Genomic DNA, 12,629 nt, shown 5'->3' with positions numbered 1-12,629 from the left:
AAATGGAACATGATGATTATTTCAAGGAGGAAGGTTTTTCTCCAGTCAAATCAATTTTGGGCTTGTTAACATTTTCAACAATCCTTCCGATTAACGTATTTACATCAATTGAATACATGACTCGTTTGGTCTGGTGCTGGCCGTTAATTCATTTATTTATCGGTGCTTTGGCAGCTATTTGCGGATATGTATGTGGAAACATCCTTCATTTAAACGCATTTTTCACAGCAGTCATGGTTTATGCATTTCTGATGTTAATTACAGGTTATAATCATCTTGACGGTGTAATGGACATGGCGGATGGAGTCATGGTTCATGGAACACCCGAAAAGAAAATCAGTGTTGTTAAGGACTCATCTGTCGGAGCAGGAGGCATAGCAACATTATTTTTGGTGGCCAGCCTAACGATTGCCGGAATAAATAATATTTTGGATTATAACTTTATAATGGGAATAGTTATTTGTGAAATGGTGGCTAAAATTTCACTTCTTTCAACAGCACTAACTTCAAAGCCTTTAACTCCGGGAATAGGGAGCTATTTTATATTGTCAACAAATTCCTTTAACTATACACTGTCAATAGTGATTGTGGGAATCATTACCTTTTTACTGGGTGGTGTAGTTGGCCTGATTGGTCTTTTGGGAGCAGTCATTTCCGGATTTTTAATATCCCAAATTGCAAAAAGAAACTTTGGCGTTGCAAATGGCGATGTGCTGGGGATGAGTAATGAAGTTGGAAGATTAATGGCTTTGCTTTTCATGTCAATAGCCCTATATTTTTTATAATGGTGATAAGATGAATGTTAATGTTTTAAGATTGGATCATAGATTAAAAAGAGATACTCGTATTACAACTCACGTATGTTTAACTGCCCGTGCATTCGGCGCAAGCAAAATCTACCTTGCCGGAGAAAAAGACAACAAATTAATGGATAATGTACGTGATACTTCAAAAAGATTTGGAGGTAACTTCGAAATAGAGCATACAGACTCCTACATGGGCGTTATCAATAAATGGAAAAATGACGGCGGAAAAGTAGTTCACCTGACAATGTACGGTTCACAGGCTCATGAAGTCGCTCCGGAAATCAGGGAAGACGGAAGCGATATATTAATCATTGTCGGAGGTTCTAAAGTTCCTGGAAAGGTTTATAAGGCTGCTGACTGGAATGTGTCTGTTACGACACAGCCTCACTCTGAAGTTTCATCTTTGGCTGTTTTCCAGCACTTGCTGATGGACGGCAAGGAATTCGACCTGGAGTTTGAAAATCCAGTATTGGAAGTCATTCCGACCGCACATGGAAAAAACGTCAATATCCATGATGAAAACCGCTAGGATATAAAGTCATCTAATCTTTTAATGGCTTTTAATTTTTCATCTTTTTTTATTCTTGCCTGGTCAAGGGCATCTTTTATTGTTTGAATTGAATTATCATAGACCTCTTTATCAACGGGGTATGGAAAACCGTCCTTTCCTCCGTGGGTAAAAGTGTATTTTACAGGGTCTTTCCAGCTTGCAGGCTCACCGTAAACCAAATCTGATATTAATGCAAGTGCCCTGATCTTTTTTGGACCAATTCCCTGAAGCAAAATCAGTTCTTCATAATTTTCAGGCTGAATTTCCCACGCATTTTTCAGGACTTCAAATTCCTTATCTGAAATGTCCATATCAAGCACGGGGTGATGGGATGGCATTGTAAAGTCTTCTAAAAGCATCTGATTATCTTTTCTTTTAAAGTATTGTCTTAAATGGTCAGGATTATCGTTAATCAAATCAACACTAATTTTTTGAGCGGATTTGCTTTCTTTATCAGTCATATTCAATGTATCTGGTGTTTTCTTGTCACAGGATATTCCACTGTGTGGATCTAAAAGTAAATCATCGACTTCTTCTCCCATCCAGTGATAACGGCGAGCATATTTGGTGTCTGTGTTCATCCCCTGCTGTATGACGGCCCAGTCGCCATTTTCAGTAACAAAAAAGTTATGCTGGTATAATGTATAGCCATCCTGAATGCAGGAATTGTCAATTTTAGCAGATAATTTACTTGTTTCAATCAGCTTTTCGGTTGTTTTTGTTTTTAAATTAAACACGTCTCCGGCATGTGCAATTCCTTCGGGAGTTTTACGGGATTTGGCACCTTTACCTCCGCTTAAATAAATTCCATGTTCTTCGGGAGACAATGATTCCTTAAGCGCTCCCATTGTGGTGGTGGTTGTTCCGGAGGAATGCCAGTCAAAGCCTAGAACACATGAAAATGCCTGAAACCAATATGGATTGGAAATTCTTCTAATGAATTCATTTAAACTGTATTCTTCAATAATCACTGACGTTAATGCTCCAGACAGTTCAACCATTCTTGAAAATAGCCATCTTGGCGGATGTCCTCCATGCAGAGGTAAATTTACTGCTCCTCTTCTTTGCATGAATATATTTTTATCATTAATATTTATAAGAATTTGGTGAGAGCATTTGAATAGTATTGCAAAACAAAACTTTAATAAGTAGTATGTGATATAACTATATAATGTTATAATGTTTATTAATTATTATAGGAGCGTTATTATTTATGGCAATTAAAGACGGCGATTTCGTTCGCGTAAATTTTACTGGTAAAATTAAAGAAACTGACGAAGTATTTGATACTACTTATGATGAAATAGCTCAAGAAGCTGAAATTTTTGATGAAAATAAAACTTACAAACCAATTCCTATTGTAGTTGGAGGAAACCACTTATTACCTGCTATCGAAAAAGAAATTGTAGGTCTTGAAGCAGGTGACCGTAAAACTGTTGAAGTGGAAAGTGACAACGGATTCGGTCCACGTGATCCTAAAGCTATACAATTAATACCTATGAAAGAATTCAAAAAACAAGGTATGACTCCATATCCTGGTATGAGAATTTCTGCTGAAGGTGGAGAAGGTAGAATTTTAACCGTTAACGGTGGAAGAGTAAAAGTTGACTTTAACCACCCATTAGCAGGTAAAGACTTAGTTTATGATGTTGAAGTAACTGAAATCATTGAAGACAATGACGAAAAAATCAAAAGTATGATTGAGTTACATTACTCCAATCCAAATGTCGATATCGAAAAAACCGAAATTGAAATCAACGACGGTGTTGTAAACATCCAATTAGATGAAATGGCTAAATTCGACCAACAAACTTACATGGACATTACCTTTGCAAGATTCAGAATAGCTAAAGACATTTGGGAAAACATTGAAGAAGTTACCAAAGTTAATTTCGTAGATGCTTTCGAAAAAAGAGAAGAAACTGCTGACGAAGAAGAAGACGAAGAATAATTCTTCTTTTCTTAATTAAATTTAAGTTATTTTATTAATAACTTATTTTACTTTTTTTATTATTTTTATTTGATTTATTTTTGGTGAAATTTTGGATAATGGGTTTGATATTCAGGAATATCTGGCTAATGGTGCCGAAAATATTGTAAAAAACGCAATTTCAGCTACCCTTAAAAACCCCAAAGAAACGTTATTTTTAGCAAAGTTCATCAAAAACACTAAAAAAGCTTCAAAAATAAGAAAAGATTATGCATCAAAAGGCACTAATATCCCTGCTTTTTTAATTGCAAGCATCACAAGTAACTGTAACCTTCACTGCGCAGGATGTTATTCCAGAGCAAATGGGATCTGTGATGACGTTTCAGATAACCAGCTTTCCGCAAATGACTGGAAAGACATATTCTATCAATCCAGAGACTTGGGAATTAATTTCATTGTCCTTGCTGGTGGAGAACCCTTAATCAGGGAAGACGTGATTTTAAAGGCATGTGAATTTCCCGAAATCTTGTTTCCGGTTTTCACCAACGGAACCCTGCTGGATGAAAAATATTTTGAGCTAATCGATAAAAATAGAAATATTGTCCCGATACTTTCCATTGAAGGGGATGAAAAGCTAACGGACTCAAGAAGAGGCGAAGGCGTATATAATCAACTGATTGAATCAATGAACCACATGAAAGACAACAATCTGATTTTTGGCACGTCCATTACAGTCACACGTGATAATATTTCACATGCTCTTTCAGATGATTTCATTTCAGAAATTCAGAAATTGGGTTCTAAGGTACTGTTTTTCATAGAATTTATCCCTATTGATGCCAGTGCAAAAGATTTGATTATATCAGATGCACAAAGAGATTATCTGTTTGAAAAAATTATGGATTTACGAAAAGCTTATCCTGAAATGTTATTCATGTCATTTCCGGGTGATGAAAAGGAAAGCGGAGGATGTCTTGCAGCGGGACGTGGATTTTTCCACATTAACTCACATGGTGGTGCTGAACCCTGTCCTGCTTCCCCATATTCTGATATAAACGTAAAAGAAACATCTGTTTTGGAAGCTCTTGGATCCGATTTTTTCAAGTCTCTCAGAAGCAATGAACTTTTAACGGGTCATCATGATGGTGCATGCGTATTGTTTGAACATGAAAAAGAGGTTCAAAAACTATTGAACAATAAATAATTATTTAAAGACTTTTTCCGCCACTTGCCGCAACTATTCCCGGAATATTTTCCACTTCTAACCTGTACATGGCTTCCATGCCTTCATTTTGAAATGCGATGCATTCCTTTTTTAGGACTTTGCTTGTCAGCAATGCTGCAACAGGCGGTGTTATAACAAAAATTGAATTATTATCATCGAGTGCTTTTATGGTGTTTTCATGAAGCATTCCTTTCCCGATATGAATTTTAACTCCATTTTCGCTTAAAAAGGGGATTGTGGATTCAATTTCCTCCTTGTTGCTTGTGGTCGGTGCAATTCCCGCATCACTTACGGCAGTATGCATTATTGCAGAACCTTTGATATCGAAGTCCAGTTCATCCTTTTTAATCAGGTCAACAAGCTGAGGAAGTGCCGCATCACGGCCAGTAAACATTACTCCTGAAATGGAAATCTGATCGCCCACATTCAGGGATAATATTTCCTCATCACTTACCGGAGTTATAATTTTTTTCATGTTAAATCATATAACTTTAATTTATTTTAAAATTTCTCATTTTTCCAAAATACTGCAATATTTGATAAGTTATTTAAAGGTTTGATAACATATATATTATACATTATAATTTAATGATTTGTTTAGGAGATTGTAAATTTGATTATAATTAACGAGGATTTATGCAAAGGATGCCACCTTTGCCTATTTATGTGCTATAAAAATGTTTATGCAATATCTTCTGAAGCTAATAAGAAGGGAGTGCAACTTCCTTACGTTAATTTTGAAGATAGATGCACTAACTGTGGTGTTTGTGAAGTAATTTGTCCTGATCAGGCTATCACAATAGATACCAATACGAACTGGTGGGTTGGTAAGGAAGATAATTCTTTCAATCCTAAATTTTCAAATGGGAAGAAATAGGTGTTAAAATGTCAGAAGAATTTTTTATTCAAGGAAATGAAGCATGTGCAAAAGGTGCACTAAAAGCCGGTTGTAGATTTTTTGCAGGATATCCTATTACCCCATCCACTGAAGTTGCAGAAACTTTATCACGCGAACTTCCAAAAGTTGGAGGATCATTTGTCCAAATGGAAGATGAAATCGCATCTGCAGGCGCAATCATTGGAGGTTCTTGGGGAGGAGCCAAATCAATGACCGCAACATCAGGACCAGGATTATCTTTAATGCAGGAAAATATTGGATATGCATTTATTACAGAAACCCCTATTGTTATTGTTGACGTTCAAAGAGGTTCTCCATCAACAGGTCAGCCGACTATGGCTTCACAAAGTGACATGATGCAGGCACGTTGGGGATCTCATGGGGATTACGAACCTATTGCATTATCTCCTTCAAGTGTTCAGGAATTCTTTGATTTTACAATTAAAGCATTTAATTTGGCTGAACAGTACAGGACTCCTGTTTTTGTCATGGCTGATGAAATAATTGGACATATGAGGGAAAAAATTACTATTGATGAAAATATTGAAATTGTTCCAAGGCAAATGCCTGAAGATAAGGATAATTATTTACCTTTCAAAAACGTTGAAAACGGAACAAATCCTATGCCTTCATTCGGTCAAGGATTCAACATTCACGTTACCGGTTTAACTCACGATGAAAGAGGTTATCCTGATACCAATGACCCTGAAACTCACACTGCATTAGTTCAAAGATTATGTGATAAAGTATTGAATAACCGTGATAAAATCTGTTCTGTCCAATCCAAATATTGTGAAGATGCGGATTTGGTTATCATATCATACGGTGCTCCTGTCAGGTCAGTTTCTGAAGCTTGTGAAAAAGCAAGAGCTGAAGGCAAAAAGGTAGGTTACATTAAACTGGATACTCCATGGCCTTTCCCTGAAGAGCAGGTTAAAGAGCTTACAAAAAACGCATCCGATGTTCTGGTTGTGGAATTGAACTTAGGCCAAATGTTTTATGAAGTGGACCGTGTCCTAAGAAGAGATGCGGAAGTTCATCTTATGGGTCAAATTGGTGGATTAATGCCTACTCCGGATGAAATATTATCTAAAATTAATGAAATGGGAGGAAATTAAATGTCTAAAGAAAATAAATTTACTCCATACATGAGAGAAGACAGACTGCCACATATTTTCTGTCCTGGATGTGGAAACGGAACTATCATGAGTGCTTTTTTAAGTGCTATGGAAAAAGCAGAAATGGACTTTGATAATATTGCGATGGTTTCCGGTATTGGATGTTCATCAAGAATTCCTGGTTATATGGAATGTGATTCCCTTCATACCACTCATGGTAGAGCATTAAGTTTCGCTACCGGTTTAAAAACTGCAAATAAGGATTTGGATGTTGTAGTTTTCACAGGTGACGGAGACTGTGCTTCAATCGGTGGTAATCATTTAATCCATGCTGCAAGAAGAAACATTAATTTAACTGTTATCTGTATTAATAATAACATTTACGGTATGACTGGTGGTCAAATCAGTCCTACTTCTCCTAAAGGTAGTTTTGGAACTACTGCGCCTTATGGAAATATGGATACTCCATTTAATTTGGCTGAGCTTGTAGCGGCTGCCGGCGCAACTTACTCTGCAAGATGGACCACTGTTCAAATTGAAAGTCTGGTCATGGCCATTAAGGACGGTTTGAAAAATCCTGGTTTTTCATTCATTGAGGTTGCCACCCAATGTCCGACTTATTATGGTCGTAAAAATAAACTCAGGACTCCAACTGCTATGGCAGTAACTTTAAAAATGAATACTGTATTTAAATCTGCTGCTGATAGAATGAGTAAAAAAGATTTGGAAGGTAAAATAGTGGTCGGAGAATTCGCTAATTCACAAAGAGCAGAGTTCACAGAAAACATTGACAGAATTAGTGAAGAGAAATTTGGTAAGAAAACTTTAATTAATTCAGCATATGAAGAGGAGTTATAATGAGAACCGAAATTAGAATTGGTGGATTTGGAGGTCAGGGAGTAATTCTTGCAGGAATTATCATAGGTAAAGCTGCAAGTATCTTTGATGAAAATGAAGCTGTTCAAACTCAATCTTATGGTCCTGAAGCTCGTGGAGGAGCTTCTAAATGTGAAGTCGTTGTCAGTGATAGTGAAATCGATTATCCTAAAGTGCAAAGTCCGGATATTTTAGTGGCAATGTCTAATGAAGCTTTAATCAAATATATCGTTGATTTAAAAGATGAAGGTACTTTAATTGTTGATCCGGGAACAACCGACATTGAAGATGTACGTGATTTCATAGACCAGCATAATATTAAAGTTTACGAAGCTCCTGCAACAAAAACAGCAAACGATGAAATCGGTCTTAAAATCGTAGCTAATATTGTTATGGTTGGAGCAATTACAAAAATTACTGGTGTTATATCTGAAAATGCAGCTATTGAAGCAATAAAAGATAGTGTTCCGGCAGGAACTGAAGAGAAAAATATCAATGCATTTGAAGCAGGATATAATTTAGTTTAATATAGGTGTAGAATATGAGATTTTTCGAAAATGTAGCAAAAAAAGTTTTTAATCAAGAAGGAATTAAAATACTTGAAGGTCATGTAGCATACTCTCCGGAAGAAGCTGTTGCAGTTTGTTCCGAAATGGGAGTGCCTGTTGTTGTAAAAGCACAAGTTTTAACAGGGGGTAGAGGTAAAGCAGGTGGTGTAAAATTCGCAGACAACCCTGGTGAAGCCTTAAAAGTTGCTGATGAAATTTTAGGTATGGAAATTAAAGGTGAAAAAGTAAAACATCTATTAATTGAAGAAAAAGCAGATATTCAACAGGAATATTTCTTAAGTATTTCAATTGACAGGTCAGAAAGAAGACCTCTTATCATGGTAAGTAAAGATGGTGGGGTTGAAATTGAAAACCTTGCAAAAACAAATCCTGAAAAAATCATTAAATATTATCCACAGCCTTTAATCGACTTTTTACCATATGAAGCTCGTGAAATTGCTCGTAAAATGGACGTACCATCCGAATTAATTTCCCCTATGGGAGATGTAATCTGGAAATTGTACAATATCTTTGATAAATATGACTGTGAAATTGCAGAAATCAACCCATTGGTGTTAACTCCGGATGGATTAATAGCAGCCGATGCTAAAATGGAAGTTGAAAACGATGCATTATACAGACATCAGGACTTAGTTAACATGTTGCACTATAAGAAAAAAGCTGTTGACTTTGTCAAATTGGACGGAGATATTGCCGTTATCGGAAACGGTGCGGGATTAACATTGACTGCAATGGACATGATTAAACTCAATGGCGGAGAACCTGCAACATTCCTGGATATTGGTGGTGGAGCTTCAGAACAAATCATTAATCAGGCTTTAAACATTGTTTTAAATTATGATCCTGTTAAAGTCGTATTTTTAAACGTATTGGGTGGTATCACTAAAGCGGATGATGTTGCTCGAGGTGTAATTAAGGCATTGGAGCAGTCCGATAGGGAAATACATATTGTTATCAGATTGACAGGTACTAACGAAGAAGAAGGTCAAAGACTTCTTGAAGAAGCCGGAATTCCATATGAAATATCCATGGAAAAGGCAGCTAAAAAAGCAGTTGATTTATGTAACGAATTAAAGGCTAAAGAATGAAATTTTTTGCTATAAACGGAAGTCCTCGAAAAGTCTTTAATACTGCACAGCTACTGGACAAATCTTTAGAAGGAATCAAATCTGTTCTTCCTGAGGCCGAAGTTGAAAGAATAGATTTGTATGACATTCCTTTTAACGGCTGTAAAAGTTGCTTTGCATGTAAAAAAGTAAACGGTCGTCATTATGGCAGATGCGTCTATAATGATGATTTTAAACCTATTTTAAATAAAATTACTCAATCTGATGGACTCATTTTGGGTTCTCCAGTTTACTTTGGAGATTTGACTGGAAATATGAGATGCTTTTTAGAAAGATTCATGTTTCCATTTCTTGCCTACAGCACCACAGAGACAGTTGACCATAAAAGAATGCCTTTGGCTTTTATTTACACCATGAATGTTTCTGAGGAGGCTTCTTTTGATTTGGGTTATCATGACCTATTCGATAAATATGAATCTGTTTTAGAAAGGCTATTTACAAAACCTGAACACTTGTATGTTCATGAAACTTATCAGTTCAGCGATTATGACCGATACGTTTCTGATGTTTTCGACGAAAAAGAAAGAAGACATATTCACGAAACAAGATTTCCTTTAGATCTTGAATCTGCTTTTAAAATCGGTCAAAATATAGCAAAAAGAGCAAAAAAAGATTAATAATTTCTATTTTTAAAATAAAAAAAGTTCTTTAAAGAAAAAAATTCTTTAAAGATAATTACATTACACTTTCAAATCCTTTTGTAGCCAGTAATCTTGTAAATGAACCTTCTGGGGTCATTATAATATTTCCTTTAGAATATTGGTCTAAAGCGGTTTGAATCATTGTACTTTTCTTAGCAGGATCTTTTGCAGCATCTGCAAGGGCGTTAACTAATACCATTACTGCATCTCCTCTGGACATATTTCCTTGAACGTTTTCATTTCCAGGATATCCGTTATATGCATCATTTTCACGGATGATGTCTTCTGCACTAAGGTTAGTATCTTCGCCGTTGACTTTAAGCGGTTTGACTGAATTAATAATTGCATCAATACCATCAGTATAAACAAGAACAACTGCATCAGCATGCATTCCGGTATTCGCTTCTACTATTTCACTAGCATACTGCATACCCGGTTTTACACCATTCCACAGACAGTCGTGGAGAAGCATTCTTCCTCCAACTCCAGGAACGGGCTCTGATTCGCTAGGGTGAGTCATACCTCCAGGATATACTGGAGTGTAATTTGATATGGATCCGTTTTCTAAATGAACCATGAATGCCATATCTACAGCACCATTTTGCTGTTCTCCTTTATCGGAAGCTAAAACAAGCACGTTTTTATTTTCATCGGTCAAGCTTGGACCTCCCATTAGTGCTCCAGCAATTATTGTCAATAATCCGATAAGAATAACTAAAAGGATTGCTATAATTAGTTTTTTTGATCTTTTCATTTAATTCACATTCCCTTTTTATGAATTAATAAAATTAAGTAAAATTATTTTTACTAAATATAATTATGGAAATTAAATTATATAAACATTTTTTTATTTTGCACTTTTTGGCCATATTTTTCTAAATAAAAAAATAATTAATTTAAAATCAATTGAAAAATTTAATTAATAAAAAGTTATATATTATAAAAAGAAAGTGATTGAAATGCATCCTCATGAAGTTGAATTCAAAATAAGAAATTTGTCTACGGTCAATAATTACAGAGGTGCTGAAAGAATTTTAATTGAATTAAAAAATTACTCCGGCCCAATAGATGAAGACCAGTTATCAAGATTTTGCTTTGCAGTCATTACTAATGAACAGGTTTATAACTGTTATAACTGTAAAGGTTATTTAAAAATAATTCTAAATAAATATAAGGATAAAATTGACGAATCTCAATATGAAGAAATTGAAGAAATAATTAATAAATAGGTGAAATCATGCTTATTAACCTCGGTGCTGAATTTGGTACACATCTGGAATCTAATGAAATTGCAATTGAACTGGTTGATATTTTAAATAAAATACCTGAAGATGACTTTATTCTAGATTTTAAAGAAGTGATATTTGTTACTATGAATTTCGCTCAGGCATATTATCTGGCCAAATCAGAGTCATCTAAAAAAATATCTGAAATTAACATATCCGACAGTATTAAGGTAACTATGGGAGCTGCGGATGAAGCGGTAAATCCATAAATAACTATTTTTAGGAAGTTACTAGAATTTTTCCAGTAATCATTCAAGAAGCACAACACGGCTAACTTCGGATTCGTTAACTATTTCTTTTCCACATGCATCTGCAATTTGTGAAGCGAAGTCTTTAACCTCATCAAAAAGAGGCATATTCTTTAAAGTCAGTCTTTCACGTGATGATCCAACACACATATATGCCTTGACTTCAACAAAATCCGGATTTGCCTTTTCGATTAATTTTGCATATCCTTCAGGGTTAACCATATTCCTTCCTTTAACGCAGGTATTACGTATACATGTACGTGAGTTAAAAGTAGATAAAGTTTCAAGAGATTCATTTAAATTGTTCCAGGCATCATCTATTTTAGGTCTGCACACCTGATTGAATATTTCCTTTGTCGGTGCGTCAAGGGAAAGGTATAGTTGGTAAGGGTCATTTTCCAGATTTCTTAATCTTTCAACACATTGGCCGTTACTCACTACAAAAGTGGTGAAATCTCTTCTGTTGAATTCGCCAATAAGCTCGTCAATTTTCGGATAAAGTGTCGGCTCACCTGCAAGTGAAATTGCCGCATTGGTAGGATTTCTCAATTCCTCTAATTTTTTCTTATTGGCCTTGTCATTTCCATAATAGCCACATAACAGATTATATTGGGCCTTAAGGGCTCCGTCAATTATTGTTTTAGGATCATCGTATTCATCATCTTCCCATTGGGTTTGGGTATAGGTCAAATCTCTCCAGCAAAATTCACATTCCTGCTGGCAGTTCGGAACTGCAGGAGACATCTGGAGGCATCTGTGGGACTCAATTCCATAAAATTTTTCCTTATAACAGACTCCCTTATCCACAATACTTTGGCGAGTCCAGTGGCATGTTTTAACAGCTGCATGGCCGTGCGTTCCCACAAATCTATATCCGCTTTTTTCTAATTTTTCTTGTTGGCTTTTATTGAATGACATAAAATCATTTCTATTTTTTGTTTTGTTAGTATTAGTATTTTATGAAATATGTAATTTTTCCAATCCCAAATCAATATTGCTTTTAAAAGGTTATTTTATGTTAATTCGTAAGTTAAATTTATTAATGACTAATTACTTAATCATTACTCATGCAATTATGGAACAAAGAGCAGGAAATTTTATTTTTCAATAATTCTCAAAATTTCGCATCAATCCCTCAGCTCTTCAATGAAACCGAAGACGGCAGATTTCTTGCATACTGGCCGAAAAGCTATAAGGGCAAAAAGACAACACTGCAGTCCAGAAATTCACTAATAGGTAAGTTCAGTGAAAAATGGGTTGCAGACTTGCTGGAATATATAATAACTGATGAAAATCTTTTCGTAATACAGTAGGCCCAAATCCCATCCATCGGAATTACTTCCAACTCTCCGGCT

General features: G+C 35.5%; 17 protein-coding genes. 13 read left to right on the top strand and 4 right to left on the bottom strand.

What is annotated here, in order from left to right; all coding sequences use genetic code 11:
* The first annotated feature begins 2 nt into the window (after positions 1-2).
* Together cobS and ACKI44_RS01815 are read left to right on the top strand one after the other, a co-directional pair.
* Positions 3-785 carry an adenosylcobinamide-GDP ribazoletransferase gene (gene cobS, locus ACKI44_RS01820; protein ID WP_407420991.1) on the top strand — a complete coding sequence of 261 codons (783 nt, stop codon included), beginning with the start codon at positions 3-5 and terminating at the stop codon, positions 783-785.
* A gap of 10 nt (positions 786-795) precedes the next feature.
* Positions 796-1,335, top strand: a complete 540-nt coding sequence (locus tag ACKI44_RS01815; RefSeq protein WP_407420990.1) for a tRNA (cytidine(56)-2'-O)-methyltransferase — start codon at positions 796-798, stop codon at positions 1,333-1,335.
* Here ACKI44_RS01815 and ACKI44_RS01810 read toward each other — a convergent pair.
* Entirely contained in the window at positions 1,332-2,426 is a 1,095-nt protein-coding gene (locus ACKI44_RS01810; protein WP_407420989.1) for a DUF763 domain-containing protein, read from the bottom strand. The genes ACKI44_RS01815 and ACKI44_RS01810 overlap by 4 nt on opposite strands.
* A 143-nt stretch (positions 2,427-2,569) precedes the next feature.
* On the opposite strand from ACKI44_RS01810, the gene ACKI44_RS01805 reads away from it, so the two are divergent.
* Both ACKI44_RS01805 and ACKI44_RS01800 read left to right on the top strand, forming a co-directional pair.
* Positions 2,570-3,307 (top strand): peptidylprolyl isomerase, encoded by a 738-nt coding sequence (locus tag ACKI44_RS01805; RefSeq protein WP_407420988.1) that lies wholly within the window; start codon positions 2,570-2,572, stop codon positions 3,305-3,307.
* Between the two features lie 91 nt (positions 3,308-3,398).
* A complete protein-coding gene (locus ACKI44_RS01800) occupies positions 3,399-4,490 on the top strand; it encodes a radical SAM/SPASM domain-containing protein (RefSeq protein WP_407420987.1) in 1,092 nt (363 codons plus the stop codon).
* A 4-nt stretch (positions 4,491-4,494) separates the two neighbouring features.
* Here the strand turns inward: ACKI44_RS01800 and ACKI44_RS01795 are convergent, their stop codons facing one another.
* Complete coding sequence (locus ACKI44_RS01795) at positions 4,495-4,986, bottom strand: fumarate hydratase C-terminal domain-containing protein (protein ID WP_407420986.1); 492 nt, start codon at positions 4,984-4,986, stop codon at positions 4,495-4,497.
* Between the two features lie 138 nt (positions 4,987-5,124).
* On the opposite strand from ACKI44_RS01795, the gene ACKI44_RS01790 reads away from it, so the two are divergent.
* The 6 genes from ACKI44_RS01790 to ACKI44_RS01765 are packed head-to-tail and all read left to right on the top strand — an operon-like array spanning position 5,125 to position 9,716.
* Entirely contained in the window at positions 5,125-5,388 is a 264-nt protein-coding gene (locus ACKI44_RS01790) for a ferredoxin family protein (protein ID WP_407420985.1), read from the top strand.
* An 8-nt stretch (positions 5,389-5,396) separates the two neighbouring features.
* A complete protein-coding gene (locus ACKI44_RS01785) occupies positions 5,397-6,527 on the top strand; it encodes a 2-oxoacid:acceptor oxidoreductase subunit alpha (RefSeq protein WP_407420984.1) in 1,131 nt (376 codons plus the stop codon).
* A complete protein-coding gene (locus ACKI44_RS01780) occupies positions 6,528-7,385 on the top strand; it encodes a 2-oxoacid:ferredoxin oxidoreductase subunit beta (protein ID WP_407420983.1) in 858 nt (285 codons plus the stop codon).
* Positions 7,385-7,930 carry a 2-oxoacid:ferredoxin oxidoreductase subunit gamma gene (locus ACKI44_RS01775; protein ID WP_303737112.1) on the top strand — a complete coding sequence of 182 codons (546 nt, stop codon included), beginning with the start codon at positions 7,385-7,387 and terminating at the stop codon, positions 7,928-7,930. The genes ACKI44_RS01780 and ACKI44_RS01775 overlap by 1 nt, the downstream gene beginning before the upstream one ends.
* Before the next feature lie 14 nt (positions 7,931-7,944).
* Positions 7,945-9,060, top strand: coding sequence for an ADP-forming succinate--CoA ligase subunit beta (sucC, locus tag ACKI44_RS01770; protein WP_407420982.1), 1,116 nt, complete (start codon positions 7,945-7,947; stop codon positions 9,058-9,060).
* Complete coding sequence (locus tag ACKI44_RS01765; protein WP_407420981.1) at positions 9,057-9,716, top strand: flavodoxin family protein; 660 nt, start codon at positions 9,057-9,059, stop codon at positions 9,714-9,716. Before sucC ends, ACKI44_RS01765 begins: the two co-directional genes overlap by 4 nt.
* Positions 9,717-9,774: 58 nt before the next feature.
* Here ACKI44_RS01765 and ACKI44_RS01760 read toward each other — a convergent pair whose 3' ends face one another.
* The gene (locus ACKI44_RS01760) at positions 9,775-10,494 is read right to left on the bottom strand and encodes a DUF4012 domain-containing protein (RefSeq protein ID WP_407420980.1); all 720 of its coding nucleotides are present in this window, start codon (positions 10,492-10,494) and stop codon (positions 9,775-9,777) included.
* A gap of 205 nt (positions 10,495-10,699) precedes the next feature.
* Here ACKI44_RS01760 and ACKI44_RS01755 point away from each other — a divergent pair, with 205 nt between their 5' ends.
* Both ACKI44_RS01755 and ACKI44_RS01750 read left to right on the top strand, forming a co-directional pair.
* On the top strand, positions 10,700-10,969 hold the full coding sequence (locus ACKI44_RS01755; protein WP_407420979.1) for a hypothetical protein: 270 nt from the start codon (positions 10,700-10,702) through the stop codon (positions 10,967-10,969).
* An 8-nt stretch (positions 10,970-10,977) separates the two neighbouring features.
* Positions 10,978-11,235: a hypothetical protein gene (locus tag ACKI44_RS01750; RefSeq protein ID WP_407420978.1), complete on the top strand. Its 258-nt coding sequence runs from the start codon at positions 10,978-10,980 to the stop codon at positions 11,233-11,235.
* Between the two features lie 39 nt (positions 11,236-11,274).
* Here ACKI44_RS01750 and twy1 read toward each other — a convergent pair whose 3' ends face one another.
* Positions 11,275-12,192, bottom strand: a complete 918-nt coding sequence (gene twy1, locus ACKI44_RS01745; RefSeq protein ID WP_407420977.1) for a 4-demethylwyosine synthase TYW1 — start codon at positions 12,190-12,192, stop codon at positions 11,275-11,277.
* A 149-nt stretch (positions 12,193-12,341) separates the two neighbouring features.
* Here twy1 and ACKI44_RS01740 point away from each other — a divergent pair, with 149 nt between their 5' ends.
* On the top strand, positions 12,342-12,587 hold the full coding sequence (locus tag ACKI44_RS01740; RefSeq protein ID WP_407420976.1) for a hypothetical protein: 246 nt from the start codon (positions 12,342-12,344) through the stop codon (positions 12,585-12,587).
* The last annotated feature ends 42 nt before the right edge of the window (positions 12,588-12,629 follow it).

It is taken from the genome of Methanobrevibacter sp. (assembly GCF_045646205.1).
In the GTDB taxonomy this organism is placed as follows: domain Archaea; phylum Methanobacteriota; class Methanobacteria; order Methanobacteriales; family Methanobacteriaceae; genus Methanocatella.
This window is presented reverse-complemented; position numbering and strand designations above follow the sequence as displayed.